This is a genomic window from Rhizobium sp. R711, assembly GCF_002211365.1.
Lineage (GTDB): Bacteria > Pseudomonadota > Alphaproteobacteria > Rhizobiales > Rhizobiaceae > Rhizobium.
In genome coordinates this window covers 1-18,473 of the sequence record NZ_LOKZ01000035.1, presented here as the reverse complement: position 1 = coordinate 18,473, position 18,473 = coordinate 1, and the positions used below count along the sequence as shown (strand labels likewise).

The following is an 18,473-nucleotide window of genomic DNA, read 5'->3' as shown; positions in this document are numbered from 1 at the left end:
TGTAATGTGTATGAGCGAGTTTCCAGATGGCGTCAGTATTTCCGCTTGCCGATCTCAAGGCCTCCGCAAAACCGGACTCCTGGATCGACACGATCATCAAGGGCGATTGCGTTGCTGCTCTTGAAGCCCTGCCGAACCACTCCGTAGACGTTATCTTCGCCGATCCGCCGTACAACCTCCAACTCGGCGGCATGCTGCATCGCCCGGATCAGTCATTGGTCGATGCCGTCGATGACGAGTGGGATCAGTTCGCCTCCTTCGAAGCTTATGATGCATTCACTCGCGCCTGGCTGCTCGCCTGCCGTCGCGTCCTCAAGCCGACCGGGACGATCTGGGTCATTGGCTCCTATCACAATATCTTCCGCGTCGGCGCGACACTGCAGGACCTGAACTTCTGGATCCTCAACGACATCGTCTGGCGCAAGACCAACCCGATGCCGAACTTCAAGGGCCGCCGCTTCCAGAACGCGCATGAGACGATGATCTGGGCGAGCCCGAACGCCAAGGCCAAGGGCTACACCTTCAACTACGATGCCATGAAGGCGGCAAACGACGACGTGCAGATGCGCTCCGACTGGCTGTTCCCGATCTGCAGCGGCGGTGAGCGCCTGAAGGGCGACGACGGCAAGAAGGTGCATCCGACGCAGAAGCCCGAAGCATTGCTTGCCCGCGTGATCATGGCTTCCTCCAAGCCCGGCGACATCATCCTCGATCCGTTCTTCGGCTCCGGTACGACAGGCGCTGTCGCCAAGCGCCTCGGCCGCCACTTCGTCGGTATCGAGCGCGAGCAGGACTACATCGACGCGGCCTCCGCCCGCATCGAAGCGGTCGAGCCGCTCGGCAAGGCTGAACTCACCGTGATGACCGGCAAGAAGCAGGAAGTCCGCGTGGCTTTCAACGTGCTGGTCGAAAGCGGCCTGATCAAGCCCGGCCAGGTGCTGACCGATGCCCGCCGCCGCTACAGCGCGATCGTTCGCGCCGACGGCACGGTGGCCTCCGGCGGCGAGGCCGGTTCCATTCATCGCCTTGGGGCAAAGGTCCAGGGCCTTGATGCATGCAACGGATGGACATTCTGGCATTTCGACGACGGGCAGTCCCTGCGCCCGATCGATGAATTGCGGTCCGTGATCCGCGGTGATCTGGCAAAGGCGGAATGACGCGCGCCTCGACCTGATCGAGACTTCCTTCTTCCGGTGTTTTGTACCTCCAGTTACGGAAGAAGGCCTGGCGCCCGGGGATCAACACCCCGGGCGCTCTTCATTTTGGCTCGCGCGGTGGCGCAGTTCCGTGGCATGTATCGCTGACTGATGATCCGAACAGGCAGGGAAGGCCATGTATCTTGCGATCATACTGTTGCTGATGCTTGTTCTGCCGCTGGGCTCGGTCGTTGCGGAAGCGCATTCGAGCGCGGATGCCAACCTCGTGTTCCTGATCGGAAAATGGTTCGTCTTCTGGGGCGTCGGCCTGCGCTTGCTTGTGGCAAGCCTGAAGCAGATCATCAATCCGGCCTTCACGGCGGAAACGATCTTCGGTGTGACCGATCACAAGGCTCTGTCATTGGTGCAGGAGATCGGCTTCGGCAACCTGTCGATCGGCATGCTTGGCGTGCTCAGCTTCTTCGAGCCGCGGTGGGTCGTCCCTGCCGCGATCACCGGTTGCTTGTTCTTCGGTCTTGCCGGTCTCAAGCACCTTCTCGAGCCGGGGAGGAACAGGTCGAGGGCCGTCGCGATGGTTTCCGACCTGTGGCTCTTTTTCGTGCTCGCCTTTTATCTCTCCGCAGCGTTCTTTCAGAACGCCCGATAATCCGTCACCTCGACGTGGGTGACACGACCATCTTCGTTGAAGGTGATCGTTTCTTCGCCCTCCCGCACCAAGGGGTTGCCCGTCTTGCTGTGCGTCGCGCGAACCGACCACACGGCGCGGCCGGCTTTGGGGCTCACCTTCTCGACCAGCGTGTCCATTGCCGTCTGGTCCGGGTAGTCGTCGAAATACTTGCGGAAAGCGACCATGATGTCGGCTCGCCCGGACAGGCTCCCGACACCGTTCGAGACATAGGTCGCGTCTTCCGCGAAATAGTTCTCGATCGTATCGAAATCGAGCGCGTTGATTGCGCCGTGGAAACGCTTGATTTCCTCAACGGGATCGAATGCCATGGTCAGAGCCTCACGCCGCGCGCTGCAAGATCGGCACGCAGCTTGTCGGCGCCAGTGAAAAGAACCGCATCCCAGCCGGCCGCCTTCGCGCCCTCGATGTTAGGGGCGGAGTCGTCGATGAAGATCGTCGCGGCCGGATCGAGGTCGAAGCTCTTGGCGTGCGTTTCGTAGATAGCAATGTCGGGTTTGATGAGGCCGACATCGCCGGAAACCGTCACGCCGCGCGGCTTGGTCAGGAACGGGAAGCGGACTTGCGCCTCGCGGAAGGTATCGGATGCGAAGTTGGTCAGCATCGTCACGTCCTGGCCGTCGGCAATCAAGCCTTCCATGATGGCGACGCTGTCGTCATAGGAGTGGGGAACCATCTCGTGCCAGTATTTGCGGAAGGCGCGGATATGCTCCTCACGTTCAGGATGAACCTCGATCAGCAGGGCCTCGGCATCGGCCCAGGTGCGTCCGCGGTCTTGTTCGATGTTCCAGTCGTGGGTGCAGACATTGTCGAAGAACCATTTGCGTTCGGCCTCGTCGGGAATGAGGCGGCTGAATGGAATATTCGGATCGTAATGGATGAGAACTTTTCCGATGTCGAAAACAATATGCTCGATGGGCATCGATCAATCCTTGGCATGTTTGAACGCGAGCGGGATAGCCGCGGTGATTGCTTTTTTCATGACGGTCGGTAGCGCCTGCGATTCAAGATTTGTAACCGGCTCCCACCAACCGTTATCCACTTGAATTCGCGAAGGGATCGCGACGCGGTAGATCGATAACCTGAGCTCGAAATGGGTGAAGACGTGGGTCACCGCCCCGCAGGGCTCCCAGGCTGCAAGGAAAGGCGCGGCATTGGCTGACGTCTCTCCATCCTGCCGTGCCGTCCAGCCTGTCGTCGGCACCTCGGTCATGCCGCCGAGCAGGCCGCTTTCGATGCGTCGCCGCAAGAGAACATCGCCATCCGCAGTGACCGCGATAAAGGCTGCACCTTGACGGATCGGCTTCTCCTTCTTGGCAGCCTTGACCGGAAACCGTTCCGGATCGTGCAGGCGCAGCGCCTCGCAGGATCCATTGAACGGACAGAGAGAACAGGCAGGGCGTTTCGGTGTGCAGATCGTCGCGCCGAGATCCATCATCGCCTGCGCGAAGTCGCCCGGTCGGTCCTTCGGGGTCAGAAGAGCCACCTTCTGCTTCATCAACGGTTTGGCTGCGGGTAGGGGCGTGGCAATCGCGTAGAGCCGCGAGATCACACGCTCGACGTTGCCGTCCATCACGGCCGCCTGCCGGTTGAAGGCGATCGCCGCTACCGCGGCTGCCGTATAGTCGCCGATACCGGGAAGCGATTTCAGCCCGTCCTCGCTGTCAGGAAAGACGCCGTCGTGTTCGCCCGCCACCGCTTCGGCGCATTTCTTGAGGTTTCGGGCGCGCGCGTAATATCCGAGCCCGGCCCAGGCAGCCATCACGTCCTCGCTGGGCGCATCGGCGAGATCCCGCACGGTCGGCCAGCGTGCGAGGAAGTTGGCGAAGTAGGGCTTCACCGCCGGTACTGTGGTCTGCTGCAGCATCACTTCGGAGAGCCAGACATGGTAGGGGTCGGCCTTGATGCCGCGCGCCGCCATAGGTGGCGAGACGCGCCAGGGCAAATCGCGATGGTGCCGGTCATACCAGCTAAGAAGGGGTTTGGCGGCGGGCGCGTCCAGTGTCGTCGATGTCATCATTTGCCGTCGTCAGGGGAAGTGCCTTATACTTGGCGAAGCAATGCCGCGCGATCAAGGCAGTGGCGCCTGAAGGCAGCGCGATGTGAAGGTTTCGATGAGTTATCCACGCAAAGGTGAAAAGCAGATCTCCGAATTGACCAATGGGTTGATCGATCCGGTGCTGGCAAAGCGCGCCGGCATCAACACGGCGCTGCTCGGATCATGGGACGAGATCGCCGGCGAGGAGTTTGCCGATTGCACGCGGCCGGAAAAGATAGCCTGGGCGAGGGGTAACGATGACGGCAGCTTTCGTCCCGGCGTGCTCACCATTGCCTGCGAGGGTGCCCGCGCTTTGTTTCTGACGCATGCACAGAACGAATTGATCCAGCGGGTCAACAGCTTCTTCGGCTTCGCCGCCGTTCACCAGATCCGCATCGTCCAGAAGCCTGTCTATCAGGCGGCTAAGCGCTCCCGTACACCTCCGCCGCTGAAGGGTGCGGCCGCCGCAAAACTCGACGAGATGATGGCAGGGATCGAGGGCGACAAGCTGCGTGAAGCGGTGAAGCGTCTCGGCACGGCGGTGTTGGGAAAGCGCGGCCGCTAGCGCCTCTCAAGTATTGCCACGGCAATTCTGTCCGCAATTTAATCTGGCGGTCCAACCAAGGTCACAATTCTTTGAAGAAAGTTGGTGAAGCGTGCCTTGTTCGGGACTTCGAGCCGTTATATCGCACTGTTAGCCACTACACTCATTTATGGGGAACTTCATGTCGATTTCCGAAATGCAACTGACGAAACGCCAGCTTCTGGGCGGCGTGGCTGCGGCGACCGCGACCCTGGCGGTTTTCAGCACCGCGCATGCCGCGACCGAAGTGCCGAAGCCCGATGGCGACGTCGACATGGCTGCCGTGCTGAAGCCGGGCGAGTTGCCGGAAATGGTACTCGGCAAGGAAGATGCCCCGGTCACGATCGTCGAATACATGTCGATGACCTGCCCCCATTGCGCTCACTTCCACACGACGACCTTCGACGAGATCAAGAAGAAGTACGTCGACACCGGCAAGGTACGCTTTATCATTCGCGAATTTCCGTTTGATCCGCGTGCGGCTGCCGCCTTCATGCTGGCCCGCTGCAACGCTGCCAAGCCGGAAGAATTGAGCACGGCCGAACAGTATTTCCCGATGGTTTCGATGCTGTTCAAGCAGCAGCAAAACTGGGCTGCCGCGGACGATGGCCGCGCTGCATTGCTTCAGATGTCCAAACTTGCTGGATTTACTGAGGATAGCTTTACGAAGTGCTTGACGAACCAGAAGCTGCTGGATCAAGTGAATGCAACGCGGGAAAGGGGTTCCAAGGAGTTTGGCGTCAACGCCACGCCGACGTTCCTCATCAACGGGAAGCGCTATTCTGGAGACATGTCGGTTGACACCATGTCGGCCCTTATCGACAGCCTGCTCTAAACTGAACCGTATCCGATCGACGGGCGACGGCCGAAGTCGTGCGCCCGTCGTTTGCTTTATCAGGCGCGGGGACGCGGCATGAAGTTCAACAAGCTTCGCGTCGTCGGCTTCAAATCCTTCGTCGAACCCACCGAATTCATCATCGAGCGCGGCTTGACTGGCATCGTCGGCCCGAACGGCTGCGGCAAGTCGAACCTCGTCGAAGCGCTCCGCTGGGTGATGGGTGAAAACTCCTACAAGAACATGCGCGCGTCCGGCATGGACGACGTCATTTTCTCCGGCTCCGGCAATCGTCCCGCCCGCAACACCGCCGAAGTTGCACTCTATCTCGACAATGCAGAGCGCACGGCGCCTGCTGACTTCAACGATAGCGACGAGATCCAGGTCACGCGCCGCATCGAGCGCGAGCAGGGGTCGATCTATCGCATCAACGGCAAGGAAAGCCGCGCCAAGGACGTGCAGCTTCTCTTCGCCGACGCCTCCACCGGCGCCCGTTCACCATCGATGGTCGGGCAGGGGCGTATTGGCGAGTTGATCTCGGCAAAGCCACAGGCCCGCCGCCAGTTGCTCGAAGAGGCCGCCGGCATATCAGGCCTGCATTCGCGCCGTCACGAAGCTGAGCTTCGTCTGCGTGCCGCCGAGAGCAATCTCGAACGCCTCGACGACGTGACCTCGCAGCTCGAAAGCCAGATCGAAAGCTTGAAGCGTCAGGCCCGTCAGGCAAGCCGCTTCAAGTCGCTGTCTGCCGATATCCGCGCCCGCGAGGCGCTGCTTCTGCATATCCGCTGGGTTCAGGCCAAGGAGGCGGAAGCCGAGGCCGACAGCGCGCTCAATCAGGCCACTGTCGTCGTCGCCGAAAAGGCGCAGATGCAGATGGAGGCCGCCAAGACTCAGGGCGTTGCCAGCCTCAAGCTGCCGGAACTGCGCGAGGGCGAAGCGCGTGCAGCTGCCGCGCTGCAGCGCCTGCAGATCGCCAAGACACAGCTGGAGGAGGATGCTAACCGCATCCTGCGCCGTCGCGACGAGCTGACCCGCCGCCTTGCGCAGCTCGGCGAGGATATCCGCCGCGAGGAGCGGCTGGTTGCAGACAACGCCGAAATCCTGGCGCGGCTGGATGCCGAACAGGCGGAGATCACCGAGATCCTTGCCGACTCTGGCCGCTTAGCCGAAGAAACACGCGAGGCTTTCGAGGAGGCTACCGCAAAGCTCGCCGACAGCGAACGGATTTTCACCGCGCTGACGGCTGAACGTGCCGAGGCTGCGGCTGGGCGCAACCAGCTCGAGCGCGCCATTCGCGACCTTGCCGATCGCAAGATGCGTCTTGAACGGCAGATGGACGAAGCCAACCGCGAGCTGTCGGCTATCGGCGAGAAGATGTCCGCTCTGCCTGATCCAGACGAGAAGCGGGCCATGGTCGAGGCGGGCGAGCAGGCGCTTGCCGAGGCTGAAGCCGCAATCCAGGACGTCGAGCAGGCCTTGGCCGCTGCCCGCCAGACCGAGGCTCTCTCCCGATCGCCGGTCGATCAGGCGCGCGCAAAGCTGAACGCCATCGAAACGGAAGCCCGGACCATTTCGCGCATGCTGGCCGCCGGCGCAGCCGCAGGCGAATTTGCGCCGGTTGCCGATGAGCTTCGCGTCGATCGCAGCTTCGAAACGGCGCTCGGTGCTGCCTTGGGTGACGACATCGAATCCCCGCTTGATCCCAAAGCGCCGGTTCATTGGTCCGGCATTGGTGACGGTGCCGTGGACCCGGCGCTGCCGGCCGGTGCGACGCCACTAATCAATTACGTTCGCGCTCCTACGGCGCTGATGCGCCGCCTGAAACAGATCGGCCTTGTCTCCGGTGCGGATGCTGCAGCTCTGATGAAAGACCTGAAGCCCGGCCAGCGTCTCGTGACGAAGGAAGGCGCCGTCTACCGCTGGGACGGTCACGTCACCGGTGCCGATGCACCGAGTGCGGCCGCACTGAAGCTGGCGCAGAAGAACCGGCTCGCCGAACTGGAAAGCGAAGCGGCGCTTGCCCGCGACATACTCGATGAAGCAGAAGAACGCCTGGCGGTCGCGGCCGATGCCATCCGCCTTCGGGAACAGCGCCTCGCCGAGGCGCGCGAGAAGAGCCGCATCTCCGCGCGGCAACTCGCCGAGGCGCGCGAAGCGCTGGCAGCGGCCGAGCGGGCTTCCGGCGATCTCGTCCGTCGCCGCGATGTCATTGCGGAAGCTGTCAGCCAGCTTCAGATCCAGCTTGAGGATCTTTCGGTGCAGGAAGAGAACGCCCGGATCGAGCTGGAAGATGCCCCTGATCTGACGGCGATCGACGAACGGCTTCGGTCGCAGCAGGCCGAAGTGGCGACCGACCGCGGAGTACTCGCCGAAGCGCGGGCTCGCCATGAAAGCCTGAACCGCGAGAACGAGGCTCGTCAGCGCCGCATCATTGCCATCCGGCAGGAGCGGGAGACTTGGCGCCTGCGCGCTGCCAGCGCCGAGGATCACATCGCGACGCTTCGCGACCGCGAGGAGGAAGCCCGGGAGGAAGCAGCCGAGCTCGAAATGGCTCCCGATGAGTTTGACGACAAGCGCCGCGCGCTGTTGACCGAACTCCAGAAGGCTGAGGAAGCGCGTCGCCATGCGGCCGATGTGCTAGCCGAAGCCGAGCTCGTCCAGCGCGACGCCGACCACAAGGCGGCGACGGCTCTCTCCGAGCTCGCCGAAAGCCGCGAGCGCCGCGGTCGCGCCGAAGAGCGGCTGGTCTCGGCGCGGGAGAAACGACAGGAAACCGAAGCCCGAATACGTGAGGCACTAAACGTTGCGCCACACGAGGCCCTTCGGCTTGCCGGACTGGAGGCAATGCAGGCCGCGCCTGACCTTCGTGAGGTCGAGCGCGAACTCGAACGACTCAAGATAGAGCGCGAGCGACTTGGCGCGGTCAACTTGCGCGCCGAGGAGGAGCAGAAGGAACTGACGGGGAAGCTCGAGGCGCTGATCAAGGAACGCGACGATGTTATCGATGCGATTCGCAAGCTGCGTGGTGCGATCCAGAGCCTCAATCGCGAGGGCCGCGAGCGCCTGCTCGCCGCCTTCGACGTGGTCAACGGCCAGTTCCAGCGCCTCTTCACCCATCTTTTCGGCGGCGGCACTGCCGAATTGCAGCTGATCGAATCCGACGATCCGCTCGAAGCCGGCCTGGAAATTCTCGCCCGCCCGCCCGGCAAGAAGCCGCAGACGATGACGCTCCTTTCGGGTGGCGAGCAGGCACTGACGGCAATGGCGCTGATCTTTGCCGTCTTCCTCACCAATCCCGCCCCGATCTGCGTGCTGGACGAAGTGGACGCCCCGCTCGACGACCACAATGTCGAGCGCTATTGCAACCTGATGGACGAAATGGCCGCCTCCACCGAAACGCGTTTCGTCATCATCACCCACAATCCGATCACCATGGCGCGCATGAACAGGCTGTTCGGCGTGACGATGGCGGAGCAGGGCGTATCGCAGCTCGTGTCGGTCGATCTGCAGACGGCTGAACAACTGCGTGAGATCGCCTGAACAGGCGGCTGAGAAACGCCCAAAAAAAGTCTGTCGGAATAGGCCGTCTCCACCATTCTGCTAATGTTTTCCTACCGATCTTGTATTAGAGATTGCTTCATGTCGCCGCCGAACTACCGCGAAAGGGTATCGGCTGCAAAGTTTCTTGTGCGGTGCGCTCGGAGCAATATGCTTTGGCTCTGACGGTTCGCATGGACGGAACCCCCCGTCTGGTTTTCCTGGCCGGACGGACATAAGGCTTTGCGGGACTTTGTTGCAGTCCCGCAAAGCTTTTTCTCGCTTCAACCGCTTCAGTCTGTCGCAGTTATTGTGCGTTGCAACATTTCGGCCGCATTTGTCGATTTTCATTTCAACACCAACGGATTAAGTTGATCCGGATTTGGTGTTGGGGGGAATATGACCAAGTGGGTCTATACATTTGGCAGCGGTGAGGCGGAGGGCGGCGCCCTCGACGGCGAGCGCTTGGGTGGCAAAGGCGCAAACCTCGCGGAGATGTGCAATCTCGGTCTTCCGGTCCCCCCGGGTCTGACGATCATCGCCGAAGCCTGCTCTGCCTACTACAAGAATGAGCGGCAGATTGCCGAAGAGTTGAAAGTACAAGTCCGCGCGGGCATCGAACGTATCGAGGAAATCACCGGTCGGCGGTTTGGCGCGGGTGATCGACCGCTGCTGCTGTCCGTGCGCTCAGGAGCGCGCGTTTCGATGCCGGGGATGATGGACACCGTCCTCAATCTCGGTCTCAACGACGAAACCGTGCAGGCGCTCGGCCACGACGCCGGCGACGCGCGTTTCGCTTGGGACAGCTACCGCCGTTTCATCCAAATGTATGCCGACGTCGTTATGCGGCTTGATCATGAGGTGTTCGAGGAAATCCTCGAGGACGAGAAGGCGCGCCTCGGCTACGAGTTCGACACGGAATTGACCGCCAGCGAATGGCAGCACGTGGTCTCGCTCTACAAAAGCATCATCGAGGAGGAACTGGGCGAGGAGTTTCCCCAGGACCCCGAGGTGCAGCTATGGGGCGCGGTCGGGGCCGTCTTCGCCAGCTGGATGAGCGCCCGCGCCGTCACCTATCGCCAGCTTCACAATATTCCCGAAGGCTGGGGTACGGCAGTCAACATTCAGGCGATGGTCTTCGGCAACCACGGCAATTCATCCGCGACCGGCGTTGCCTTCACCCGCAATCCGTCGACGGGCGACAAGTCGCTTTACGGCGAATTCCTCGTCAATGCTCAGGGAGAGGATGTCGTCGCCGGCATCCGCACGCCGCAGAGCATCACTGAAGAAGGCCGCATCAGCTCCGGTTCCGAGCGACCGTCGATGGAAAAGCTGATGCCGGATGCCTTCAAGGAGTTGTCGCGCATCTGTTCCGAGCTCGAAGCGCATTATCGCGACATGCAGGACATCGAGTTCACCATCGAGCGCGGAAAGCTCTGGATGCTGCAGACCCGCTCCGGCAAGCGCTCGACGCGCGCGGCGATGAAGATCGCCGTCGACATGGTGGACGAGAAGGTCATCACGGAAGAGGAGGCCGTGCTTCGCATCGAGCCCTCGTCGCTGGACCAGCTCCTGCACCCGACGATCGATCCACGCGTGTCGCGCGAGATCATCGGTACTGGTCTGCCGGCATCGCCAGGCGCGGCAACCGGCGAGATCGTCTTCACGGCCGAGGAAGCCGTGATAGCCTCGGAGGAGGGACGCAAGGTCATCCTGCTGCGCGTCGAGACAAGCCCGGAAGACATTCACGGCATGCACGCGGCCGAGGGCATTCTGACGACGCGTGGCGGCATGACCAGCCATGCCGCCGTTGTCGCCCGCGGCATGGGCATCCCCTGCGTCGTCGGTGCCGGCAGCATGCGGATCGACGCCCGCAACGAGCGGCTGATCGGCGTCGGCGTCACCCTGAAGAAGGGCGACGTCATCACCATCGATGGTTCTGCGGGACAGGTCCTGAAAGGCGACGTGCAGATGATCCAGCCCGAGCTTTCGGGCGATTTCGGGCGCATCATGCAATGGGCCGATCGGGCGCGCCGCATGACCGTGCGCACCAACGCCGATACGCCGGCTGACGCGCGCGCAGCACGCTCCTTCGGTGCTGAGGGCATCGGGCTTTGTCGCACCGAGCACATGTTCTTCGAGGGCGACCGCATTCATCTGATGCGCGAGATGATCCTGGCGGAGGATGAAACCGGCCGTCGCGCCGCGCTGGACAGCCTGCTGCCGGTGCAGCGGCATGATTTCACCAGCCTGTTCAACGTCATGCACGGCCTGCCGGTGACGATTCGCCTGCTTGATCCGCCGCTGCATGAATTCTTGCCGAAGACGGACGAGGAGATCGCTGACGTTTCCGCCGCGATGGGCATGGACGCCGCGGTGCTGCGCCAGCGCGTCGATGCGTTGCATGAATTCAATCCGATGCTCGGCCATCGCGGCTGCCGACTGGCCATTTCCTATCCCGAGATCGTCGAGATGCAGGCGCGCGCCATCTTCGAGGCGGCGGTCGCGGCGGCCCATGAAACCGGTGCTGCCGTCGTGCCTGAGATCATGGTGCCGCTCGTCGGGCTCCGCTCGGAGCTGGACTATGTCAAGGAGCGCATCGACGCCATCGCCCGGGATGTCACGGCGGAGGCCGGCATGCGGATCGACTATCTGGTCGGCACGATGATCGAGCTGCCGCGCGCGGCTCTACGGGCCCATATCATCGCGGAAGCGGCCGAGTTCTTCTCCTTCGGCACCAACGACCTGACGCAGACGACCTTCGGCATCTCACGCGATGATGCGTCCGCCTTCATTCCGACCTATCAGCGTAAGGGGATCATCGAGCACGATCCCTTCATTTCGCTGGATTTCGATGGTGTCGGCGAGCTGATCCGGATCGCCGCCGAGCGCGGCAGGCGAACGCGCAATGATATGAAGCTCGGAATCTGCGGCGAGCACGGCGGCGATCCCGCTTCCATCCATTTCTGCGAGGAAATCGGATTGGACTACGTGTCCTGTTCGCCCTTCCGCGTGCCGATCGCCCGGCTAGCCGCGGCGCAGGCGGTCATCACCAATGGCGTCCGTATCGGCGGCCGTAGTAAGGATGGTCGAGATCATAGGACATCTGCAACATGAGCATGTCACTATTGTAGCGTGACTGCGCACGGCGATCGAGATCTATGCGCTGCAGGCAGCCTGCGAATGCGTCCGTGCCGCGTCTGAAGCCATAGTGTAGGCATTGTGCCTCATCGGCTGCACGTCGCTCTTCGGGCGTCATTGATTGGCAGGCCGAAAGGCCGATTGATGCAGCGGCAAGCGCGAGAGGTAAAAAGAACATACGCATCGGCGTGTCTTTGCAATCGAAATTCTGCACCATCAGATGACGCCAATCGCCGCTTACAGTCAACAAAAAGAATGACTTGCGCCGAAGGATTGTGGTCTTGGATGTTTACAAGATGGCTGGATGTCGGTGGCTTCCGTCCGCGGAGGATCGTCTGTAAGAAGGCGGTTCGGACGACATTGGAAAGCAAGCATGGCACTGCGTGATCGATTCTCGAAAAAACTGACCTGCCCGCAATGCGGCAATAGCGGCTTTGCCGAAGCCTCCGAGATCGACGATCCGAAGCGCAAGCATCCCGGTTTCAGCGTCGATCATCTGCCGCGCGGCTTCTTCATCCAGCGCGCCTCCAATCACCAGGAGACCAGCATGATCAAGTGCGAATGCGGGCGCAAATTCCCGTTCCGCAGTTTGGCGGAAGCAGCCGCTCAGCGCGACTAGCCCCGAAAGACGCTAGGTCAGAACCGTTCGAGAACCTTGACGAAGGCTTCGGCGAAGCGGACGAGGTGGGCTGTCGCGGGATCGGGCGCTTCCATGCGGATTTCCGTGCCGTTGTGGTCCAGCACGGCAAGAACAACGCGCATCTGCTCGCCGGGCGAGGGGATGCGAAGCACAGCGATCCGCTTGCAGTCGTCCATCAATCCTTCGGCGGGAAGATCGAAGAGAAACTCTCCGCCGGCCTTGGCCGAAGCAACGCGGACCGTTTCGCAGAAGTCGGATTTGCCATCATATCCGTCGAGCGACAGTTCCAGTTCCAGAAGCTCTATCGGCAGAAGCGGATCTGCATGATCGGCTGTCCCCAGCGATGGCGCCTGGGTGCCCGATGCGAGCTCCGGTGCAATCATTGCCCTTCTCCTGTTGGTCGGTGTGCGACGCAAACCACACAACTGCAAATCAAGGAATATCAGAAAATGCTCACGCACGCCATTGTCGTCTTCTTCGTGGATTGCGTGCCTCGGATCGACACAACAGTTTCAATTTAGGCGAATCTTGCACTAAACAAGTCGAGGGCGATTTTGCGCGTTCATGCGGGACGCGCCGCTTGCGAGTAACCGGTAAGTTTGATGGCAATCCGTTTCGACCGCCCTGTTTCAAATGCTGCCCGCTTCTCGCGGCGCTTCGGCGCATTTGCACTGGTTCTCTGCCTTGCGGCTCTGGTTGGTCACCGCTTCGCCGGCCTTGTCACGCCCTATCTGGTGTTGGTTCTGCTCGTCTCCGCGGGCTTCGCGCTGCTTGCAACCCTGCTTGCGATTGCAGGGCTGCGCAGTCTGTGGCTGACAGGCGCCGAAGGCGGGCTGGACGCATTGAAAGCTTTGATTTTTGCGGCACTTCCGCTCGCGATCAGCGGGATTGCGGCCGAGCGCTATTTCACGCTGCCAGCCATCTATGACGTGTCGACCGATCTCGTCTCCGCGCCGGATTGGCTGAAGACGCCGAACGCCGATCAGAACTGGCTGAAGCGCGAACCTGATGTAACGCCCGAGGATCGCGAAAAGCAGCTCGAAGCCTATCCGGAACTCACCGGCCGCCGCTATGACGGCGCGATCGACCGCGTGCTGGAGGCCGTGAAGAAGGTCGCCAAGCAAAGCGGAATCCGCATCACCCGAGCCGACGGCGACAGCGAGCCAAGCCGCGATCTCGAAGATCGTCCTGCGAAGCCCGAGCCGGACGACGGCGCGGTTGCCGAGGCACCCGAGGCCGTGCCGATCCCGACGCCGCGACCCTATGACGACGATGTGGCGCTGCTGATTCGCCGGGCCAATGGCGTGACGCTGCAGGGTGACACCCGCACCCTCGTCCTCGGCCTACGTTTCGACGTTGTCATCCGCTTGCGTGAAGAAGCGGAAACCACCCTCGTCGATGTTCGCGTCGCCTCGCGCTACGGCCCGCACGATTTGGGCCTCAGCGCGGATATCGCCGAGGATTATCTGAAGGCTCTCGATTCCGAGCTGCTGGGCATCGCCGGTAGCTAGCCGCGTCCGTCTTTGGCCGTTGGTGAACCGCCGTCGCGCCTCTATCCCAAGAAGCGATCCCTCTGCTCGGGTGTAGGTACGAAGCAGGTCGCGCGTCGACCGGCAATGCGAAGCCGGTTGCGGGCGATAAATTCGTAAACCCTGTCGGCAAGTCCTTGCGGCAGCAGCCGAAGGACCTTCACCAGGGACCAGGGAAAGCCGAGGCCCGCAGCCATGCGGATCGTCCCGCGCGACTTGAAGTGGGCGCGCCCGTTTTCGATCAGAATGTTGGTCTCATAGTCGCCCCCATCCAGCTCATAGTGCCGGTAGAGCGCTTCACCGAGCGGCGACTGCGCAGCGAGGAAGCGATAGCGCTTCGCCTTGTCATGCCTCAGGACGAACTGGACCCAGGCGGAGCAGAACACGCATTCGCCATCGAAAACGATGAGCGGCTTGTCATCGGTAAATTCAGGTACGTCGGGATCTGCACGATAGCTGTAGGGACCATCCATGACGCTACCTCTGTGTCGCCGGTCTGTACGAGCCGAGCTGGGCAGGTGGTCCGTCCGTTTCGATCTCGCCCCGTTCCAACAGATCCTCGATATGGGCAAGGACCGAGAGAGCGGCGGCGCCATGCAGGCGCGGATCAGTCTCGCGATAGATGACCTTCACCATGTCGGGGATGTTCCTGTCGCCGGCGCGGATGCGGTCGAGCACGGCGCGTTCGCGCATCCGCCGGTGGGTTTTGAGCGCCCGCATGAACGAGATCGGCTTGCGGACCGGACCACCATGCCCCGGGAGCAGGATACGGTCGTGCCGCTCGATCAGCTTGTCGAGGGAAGTCATATAGTCGGACATCGAGCCATCGGGCGGCGCGACGATGGATGTGGCCCATCCCATGACATGATCGGCGGAAAACAGGATTCCCGTTCCCTCGAGCGCGAAGGCCGCGTGATTGGCGGTATGCCCGGGCGTCAACACGCCCGTCAGCCTCCATCCGTCGCCTTCGATCGTCTCGCCGTCGCCGATTGCAATATCGGGCCGGAAATCCAGATCCGAGCTCTCGGCGAAAGGATTGATTTCGCCCTGGTGCAGCGGGCGGGCGGCGCGGTGCAGTCCCTCCGCGACGATCTGCGCCCCGGTCGCCGACTGCAGACGGCGCGACAGCGGCGAGTGGTCACGATGGGTGTGACTGACGAAGATGTGGGTGAGCTCGCGTCCATCGAGCGCCGCCATCAATGCCTGGAAATGAGCTTCGTCCTCGGGGCCAGGATCGATGACCGCTACGGAATGGTGTCCGACGATGTAGCTGTTGGTGCCGTGGAAGGTGAAGGCGCTCGGATTGTTGACCGTGATGCGCTGCACGCCTGGCGTAACAGGCACGGCCTGCCCGTAAGAAGGTTCGAACGCCAGATTGAACTCGGGACTTGCCATTTACTTGTATTCGATCTCGATGAAGGACATCGGCTGATCGCCGGCATTGACAACATTGTGCTCGGTGCCGGCATCGCGCCGATAGGCCGCGCCCTTGGCGATATCGACCCTGCGGCTGCCGTCCTTTTCCTCCAGCAGAAACTGGCAATCGGTCATTGGCACGACGACATAGCCCATGCCATGCGTATGGACACCGGTATCGGCGCCCGGCTCGAAGTCCCAACGCGTGATCCGAACCACGGCATCGTCGAGCAGCAGCGTTGCGAGGGCAGGCGGGCGGGCGAGGTACTGGCTCATCGTTACTCCATCGTGCTGACGGCTGACGCGAGACCTAGCATGGTGACGCAAAAAGCGCACAGAAATATGCAATGGCCCGAAACTTAATGATTGTGACGTCAGGCGAGCTTTGCTAAGCAGGCGTCGATTTGGCAAGCGGTCTCCGCTTTTCAAGCTCTGGTGGGGCGTCGCCAAGCGGTAAGGCACCGGTTTTTGGTACCGGCATTCCCAGGTTCGAATCCTGGCGCCCCAGCCACTCTTTTCAACGATGAAGGCCCTTTGCCGCAGGGATTAGCCCTGCGAACCGAGGCCGCGTAGCAGCGCCCTGATCAACTCAGCGCACTTAATACAAAAAAGGCGACCAATGGGCCGCCTTCCAAATTGCTTGCTCTGACGCCCCTTACTGCGCGGGCTGTGCCGGCGCCAGGAACTCGGCGCAATAGGACGGGCCGTTCACACCCGGGATATCGCCGACGACGTGGATGCTGCGGATCGTGTAGTCGGAGCTGGTGACGATTTCGGCCTGGCAGCGGAAGTACTGCGTGCGGGCCGCCGAGATCTGCTTGCCGCGCTTGCCGTCCGCACCGTCTGCGTATTGCGCCGGGACGCGAACCGTCTTGTAGCCGCCTTTCCAGGTGTAGGTGACGCCGGAGCCGCTCTCGACGTCGTTGATCGGCGGGCCGAAGGCGGCGAAGAACTTGCCGGCCGACTGGCCAACCCAGCGGCTGGAAATCGGATCGGCGGAAGTTGGAATCGTCGTGCAGCCGGCAAGCGCAATGGCAAGCCCAGCCGCGGCAAAGGTGCGGAGTTTCATTCTATCGTCCCTGAAAAGTTGTCGCGCATTCGACGGCGGGAATCGCTGGCCTGCAGCGGTTTCCGCTTGTCCCGTCGAGCGCTTTAGCGCGGAACCCGGCAAAAGAAAATCGGCCCACCTTCGCAAACGCAAAATTTGCCGCAAGTGTGTCTTTTTGTTCCACTTAGGCCTGCTAGGGGTTGCGCCGCCGTGCTCGAAAAAAATGCGCCGGCTTTTGAATTTTGGTGCTTGCGCAACCGGATGAGCCGTTCTATAGAGGCGCCGCTGGTCACGGAGTGTAGCGCAGTCTGGTAGCGCACCACGTTCGGGACGTGGGGGTCGAGTGTTCGAATCACTCCACTCCGACCAGCCGAAAAGCCCGCGAAAGCGGGCTTTTTTCTTTTGCCGCCGTCGATCTTCATTGTGGCCATTTGAGCGGAGGCCCGCGCCGGTGCCTGCGTTTGCTCCTATACGCCGAGGATGGCATCGATCTCCGCAATCAACGCGCCGTAGGTCTCGATATGCCGGTAGTATTCGTTGCGGATCTGCTCGGTGATATCGGAGAGCGGCCCGGCTCCCTCGGCGCGAAAGTGCTTCACGTCATTCTCGGTCATGGATTTGAGGTTGTCCTCGTATTCCTTGACCTTCTGAACATAGTCTTCCCGAAGTTTTTCCAGACTCATCGTGTCCTCCTGGGCGGCCTGCCGCCGCGGACATTCTGCCGCGTGGTCGCGGCAATCAAAAGGTTGCCTAGAAGAGATGCGGCGCTTAAAGCAGATTGACAATCCCGGCCGGTGAAAAGTGAACCAATGAGCAGCTCGAACTTCTATTCCAACATGGGCGGCCTGCCGCCGCAGACCGAACTCCTCTCCAGCAAGGCCGTGTTCACGACAGCCTATGCCGTCATCCCCCGCAGCGTGATGACTGACATCGTCACCAGCTATTTCCCGCACTGGGAAGGCACGCGTGCCTGGGTGATCTCGCGCCCACTGACCGGCTTTTCCGAGACGTTCTCGCAATATATCATGGAAGTGCAGCCGGGCGGCGGCAGCGATCGGCCGGAGCCGGAAAAGCGCGCCGAAGGCGTGCTCTTCGTCGTAGAGGGCGAGATGATCGTCGAGTTCGATGGCGCGTCGCATGCCATGCGCCCGGGCTCCTTCGCCTTCCTGCCCGCCGGTTCCCGCTGGACGTTGTGGAACAAGGGCACGGCACCGGTGAAGTTCCACTGGATCCGCAAGGCCTTCCAGGAGGTCGAACGGCAGGAGCCGCCACCGGCGATCTTCACGCACGAGGAACAGCATCCGCCCCAGCCGATGCCCGATACGGACGGCGCCTGGGCCACGACCCGCTTCATCGATCCAGCCGACCTTCGCTACGACATGCACGTCACCATCGTCACCTTCGAGCCTGGCGGCGTCATTCCCTTCATGGAAACGCATGTCATGGAGCACGGCCTCTATGTGCTTGAGGGCAGGGCCGTCTATCGTCTCAACAAGGATTGGGTCGAGGTCGAAGCGGGCGACTTCATGTGGCTGCGCGCCTTCTGCCCGCAGGCCTGCTATGCCGGCGGTCCCGGCCGCTTCCGCTACCTGCTCTACAAGGACGTTAACCGTCACATGCCGTTGTGGTAGGCGCAGAGCGACGAACTAGAATGAGAAACGGGGCCGATTTGGCCCCGTTTTCGTTGTGCGCCCAGCATGAGCGCACTCTTGTGGGTGGAAGTCCCACCGTAAGCTGGTCATGGCGAGCGAAGAGAAGCGCAACTGCGGAAGGGCGACCGACCGTGGGGAGGAAGCGTGGATCGCAACTGCGGGCCGATGAATAAGAACCGGATATGAGGCGGTGCCGACCAGGGCGAGCGGGC

The 18,473-nt window shown here is 61.7% G+C and carries 19 protein-coding genes and 2 tRNA genes; 11 read left to right on the top strand and 10 right to left on the bottom strand.

What is annotated here, in order from left to right; genetic code table 11:
• The first annotated feature begins 26 nt into the window (after positions 1 to 26).
• Together ATY80_RS22335 and ATY80_RS22330 are read left to right on the top strand one after the other, a co-directional pair.
• Positions 27 to 1,157: a site-specific DNA-methyltransferase gene (locus ATY80_RS22335; RefSeq protein ID WP_088694504.1), complete on the top strand. Its 1,131-nt coding sequence runs from the start codon at positions 27 to 29 to the stop codon at positions 1,155 to 1,157.
• Positions 1,158 to 1,332: 175 nt separating this feature from the next.
• A complete protein-coding gene (locus tag ATY80_RS22330; RefSeq protein ID WP_088694503.1) occupies positions 1,333 to 1,803 on the top strand; it encodes a DUF6790 family protein in 471 nt (156 codons plus the stop codon).
• Here the strand turns inward: ATY80_RS22330 and ATY80_RS22325 are convergent.
• The 3 genes from ATY80_RS22325 to mutY are packed head-to-tail and all read right to left on the bottom strand — an operon-like array spanning position 1,788 to position 3,859.
• Positions 1,788 to 2,153, bottom strand: coding sequence for a nuclear transport factor 2 family protein (locus tag ATY80_RS22325; protein WP_088694502.1), 366 nt, complete (start codon positions 2,151 to 2,153; stop codon positions 1,788 to 1,790). The two genes, ATY80_RS22330 and ATY80_RS22325, sit on opposite strands and share 16 nt — an antisense overlap.
• Positions 2,154 to 2,155: 2 nt before the next feature.
• A complete protein-coding gene (locus ATY80_RS22320; protein ID WP_088694501.1) occupies positions 2,156 to 2,764 on the bottom strand; it encodes an HAD family phosphatase in 609 nt (202 codons plus the stop codon).
• A gap of 3 nt (positions 2,765 to 2,767) precedes the next feature.
• Entirely contained in the window at positions 2,768 to 3,859 is a 1,092-nt protein-coding gene (gene mutY / locus ATY80_RS22315; RefSeq protein ID WP_189637239.1) for an A/G-specific adenine glycosylase, read from the bottom strand.
• Between the two features lie 97 nt (positions 3,860 to 3,956).
• On the opposite strand from mutY, the gene ATY80_RS22310 reads away from it, so the two are divergent.
• The 4 genes from ATY80_RS22310 (at position 3,957) to ppdK (ending at position 11,952) form a co-directional block, all read left to right on the top strand.
• Positions 3,957 to 4,445, top strand: a complete 489-nt coding sequence (locus tag ATY80_RS22310) for a DUF721 domain-containing protein (protein ID WP_088694499.1) — start codon at positions 3,957 to 3,959, stop codon at positions 4,443 to 4,445.
• Between the two features lie 160 nt (positions 4,446 to 4,605).
• On the top strand, positions 4,606 to 5,298 hold the full coding sequence (locus ATY80_RS22305; RefSeq protein ID WP_088694498.1) for a DsbA family protein: 693 nt from the start codon (positions 4,606 to 4,608) through the stop codon (positions 5,296 to 5,298).
• Positions 5,299 to 5,376: 78 nt separating this feature from the next.
• The gene (locus tag ATY80_RS22300; protein ID WP_088694497.1) at positions 5,377 to 8,838 is read left to right on the top strand and encodes a chromosome segregation SMC family protein; all 3,462 of its coding nucleotides are present in this window, start codon (positions 5,377 to 5,379) and stop codon (positions 8,836 to 8,838) included.
• A 396-nt stretch (positions 8,839 to 9,234) separates the two neighbouring features.
• A complete protein-coding gene (gene ppdK, locus ATY80_RS22295; protein ID WP_088694496.1) occupies positions 9,235 to 11,952 on the top strand; it encodes a pyruvate, phosphate dikinase in 2,718 nt (905 codons plus the stop codon).
• Here ppdK and ATY80_RS29785 read toward each other — a convergent pair.
• On the bottom strand, positions 11,885 to 12,160 hold the full coding sequence (locus ATY80_RS29785; RefSeq protein WP_088694700.1) for a hypothetical protein: 276 nt from the start codon (positions 12,158 to 12,160) through the stop codon (positions 11,885 to 11,887). The two genes, ppdK and ATY80_RS29785, sit on opposite strands and share 68 nt — an antisense overlap.
• A gap of 189 nt (positions 12,161 to 12,349) precedes the next feature.
• Here ATY80_RS29785 and ATY80_RS22285 point away from each other — a divergent pair, with 189 nt between their 5' ends.
• Positions 12,350 to 12,595 (top strand): hypothetical protein, encoded by a 246-nt coding sequence (locus tag ATY80_RS22285; RefSeq protein WP_088694495.1) that lies wholly within the window; start codon positions 12,350 to 12,352, stop codon positions 12,593 to 12,595.
• 17 nt (positions 12,596 to 12,612) lie between these two features.
• On the opposite strand, the gene ATY80_RS22280 is transcribed toward ATY80_RS22285, so the two are convergent.
• A complete protein-coding gene (locus tag ATY80_RS22280; RefSeq protein ID WP_088694494.1) occupies positions 12,613 to 12,999 on the bottom strand; it encodes a hypothetical protein in 387 nt (128 codons plus the stop codon).
• A 219-nt stretch (positions 13,000 to 13,218) separates the two neighbouring features.
• On the opposite strand from ATY80_RS22280, the gene ATY80_RS22275 reads away from it, so the two are divergent.
• On the top strand, positions 13,219 to 14,127 hold the full coding sequence (locus tag ATY80_RS22275) for a DUF1499 domain-containing protein (protein ID WP_088694493.1): 909 nt from the start codon (positions 13,219 to 13,221) through the stop codon (positions 14,125 to 14,127).
• 41 nt (positions 14,128 to 14,168) lie between these two features.
• On the opposite strand, the gene ATY80_RS22270 is transcribed toward ATY80_RS22275, so the two are convergent.
• From ATY80_RS22270 to ATY80_RS22260, 3 genes are read right to left on the bottom strand one after another with little or no spacing between them, the layout of a single operon-like run.
• Positions 14,169 to 14,618, bottom strand: coding sequence for a DCC1-like thiol-disulfide oxidoreductase family protein (locus tag ATY80_RS22270; protein WP_088694492.1), 450 nt, complete (start codon positions 14,616 to 14,618; stop codon positions 14,169 to 14,171).
• Positions 14,619 to 14,622: 4 nt separating this feature from the next.
• Positions 14,623 to 15,540: an MBL fold metallo-hydrolase gene (locus tag ATY80_RS22265; RefSeq protein WP_088694491.1), complete on the bottom strand. Its 918-nt coding sequence runs from the start codon at positions 15,538 to 15,540 to the stop codon at positions 14,623 to 14,625.
• Positions 15,541 to 15,837 carry a cupin domain-containing protein gene (locus ATY80_RS22260; RefSeq protein ID WP_088694490.1) on the bottom strand — a complete coding sequence of 99 codons (297 nt, stop codon included), beginning with the start codon at positions 15,835 to 15,837 and terminating at the stop codon, positions 15,541 to 15,543.
• A 160-nt stretch (positions 15,838 to 15,997) separates the two neighbouring features.
• On the opposite strand from ATY80_RS22260, the gene ATY80_RS22255 reads away from it, so the two are divergent.
• A tRNA-Gln gene (locus ATY80_RS22255) sits at positions 15,998 to 16,072 on the top strand.
• Between the two features lie 144 nt (positions 16,073 to 16,216).
• Here the strand turns inward: ATY80_RS22255 and ATY80_RS22250 are convergent.
• Positions 16,217 to 16,630, bottom strand: coding sequence for a hypothetical protein (locus ATY80_RS22250; RefSeq protein WP_088694489.1), 414 nt, complete (start codon positions 16,628 to 16,630; stop codon positions 16,217 to 16,219).
• A gap of 271 nt (positions 16,631 to 16,901) precedes the next feature.
• Here ATY80_RS22250 and ATY80_RS22245 point away from each other — a divergent pair.
• Positions 16,902 to 16,978, top strand: a tRNA-Pro gene (locus ATY80_RS22245).
• Between the two features lie 98 nt (positions 16,979 to 17,076).
• Here the strand turns inward: ATY80_RS22245 and ATY80_RS22240 are convergent.
• The gene (locus ATY80_RS22240) at positions 17,077 to 17,292 is read right to left on the bottom strand and encodes a hypothetical protein (RefSeq protein WP_088694488.1); all 216 of its coding nucleotides are present in this window, start codon (positions 17,290 to 17,292) and stop codon (positions 17,077 to 17,079) included.
• Between the two features lie 126 nt (positions 17,293 to 17,418).
• Here ATY80_RS22240 and ATY80_RS22235 point away from each other — a divergent pair, with 126 nt between their 5' ends.
• Positions 17,419 to 18,240 (top strand): bifunctional allantoicase/(S)-ureidoglycine aminohydrolase, encoded by an 822-nt coding sequence (locus tag ATY80_RS22235; protein ID WP_088694487.1) that lies wholly within the window; start codon positions 17,419 to 17,421, stop codon positions 18,238 to 18,240.
• Positions 18,241 to 18,473 lie beyond the last annotated feature (233 nt).

Coding starts and splice junctions, on each gene's coding strand:
- ATY80_RS22275 (WP_088694493.1), top strand. CDS start 13,219: ATGGCAATCCGTTTCGACCGCCCTGTTTCAAATGCTGCCCGCTTCTCG.
- ATY80_RS22280 (WP_088694494.1), bottom strand. CDS start 12,999: ATGATTGCACCGGAGCTCGCATCGGGCACCCAGGCGCCATCGCTGGGG.
- ATY80_RS22285 (WP_088694495.1), top strand. CDS start 12,350: ATGGCACTGCGTGATCGATTCTCGAAAAAACTGACCTGCCCGCAATGC.
- ATY80_RS22260 (WP_088694490.1), bottom strand. CDS start 15,837: ATGAGCCAGTACCTCGCCCGCCCGCCTGCCCTCGCAACGCTGCTGCTC.
- ATY80_RS22300 (WP_088694497.1), top strand. CDS start 5,377: ATGAAGTTCAACAAGCTTCGCGTCGTCGGCTTCAAATCCTTCGTCGAA.
- ATY80_RS29785 (WP_088694700.1), bottom strand. CDS start 12,160: ATGCGTATGTTCTTTTTACCTCTCGCGCTTGCCGCTGCATCAATCGGC.
- ATY80_RS22305 (WP_088694498.1), top strand. CDS start 4,606: ATGTCGATTTCCGAAATGCAACTGACGAAACGCCAGCTTCTGGGCGGC.
- ATY80_RS22335 (WP_088694504.1), top strand. CDS start 27: ATGGCGTCAGTATTTCCGCTTGCCGATCTCAAGGCCTCCGCAAAACCG.
- ATY80_RS22240 (WP_088694488.1), bottom strand. CDS start 17,292: ATGAGTCTGGAAAAACTTCGGGAAGACTATGTTCAGAAGGTCAAGGAA.
- ATY80_RS22270 (WP_088694492.1), bottom strand. CDS start 14,618: ATGGATGGTCCCTACAGCTATCGTGCAGATCCCGACGTACCTGAATTT.
- ATY80_RS22235 (WP_088694487.1), top strand. CDS start 17,419: ATGAGCAGCTCGAACTTCTATTCCAACATGGGCGGCCTGCCGCCGCAG.
- ppdK (WP_088694496.1), top strand. CDS start 9,235: ATGACCAAGTGGGTCTATACATTTGGCAGCGGTGAGGCGGAGGGCGGC.
- ATY80_RS22320 (WP_088694501.1), bottom strand. CDS start 2,764: ATGCCCATCGAGCATATTGTTTTCGACATCGGAAAAGTTCTCATCCAT.
- ATY80_RS22330 (WP_088694503.1), top strand. CDS start 1,333: ATGTATCTTGCGATCATACTGTTGCTGATGCTTGTTCTGCCGCTGGGC.
- ATY80_RS22310 (WP_088694499.1), top strand. CDS start 3,957: ATGAGTTATCCACGCAAAGGTGAAAAGCAGATCTCCGAATTGACCAAT.
- mutY (WP_189637239.1), bottom strand. CDS start 3,859: ATGACATCGACGACACTGGACGCGCCCGCCGCCAAACCCCTTCTTAGC.
- ATY80_RS22250 (WP_088694489.1), bottom strand. CDS start 16,630: ATGAAACTCCGCACCTTTGCCGCGGCTGGGCTTGCCATTGCGCTTGCC.
- ATY80_RS22325 (WP_088694502.1), bottom strand. CDS start 2,153: ATGGCATTCGATCCCGTTGAGGAAATCAAGCGTTTCCACGGCGCAATC.
- ATY80_RS22265 (WP_088694491.1), bottom strand. CDS start 15,540: ATGGCAAGTCCCGAGTTCAATCTGGCGTTCGAACCTTCTTACGGGCAG.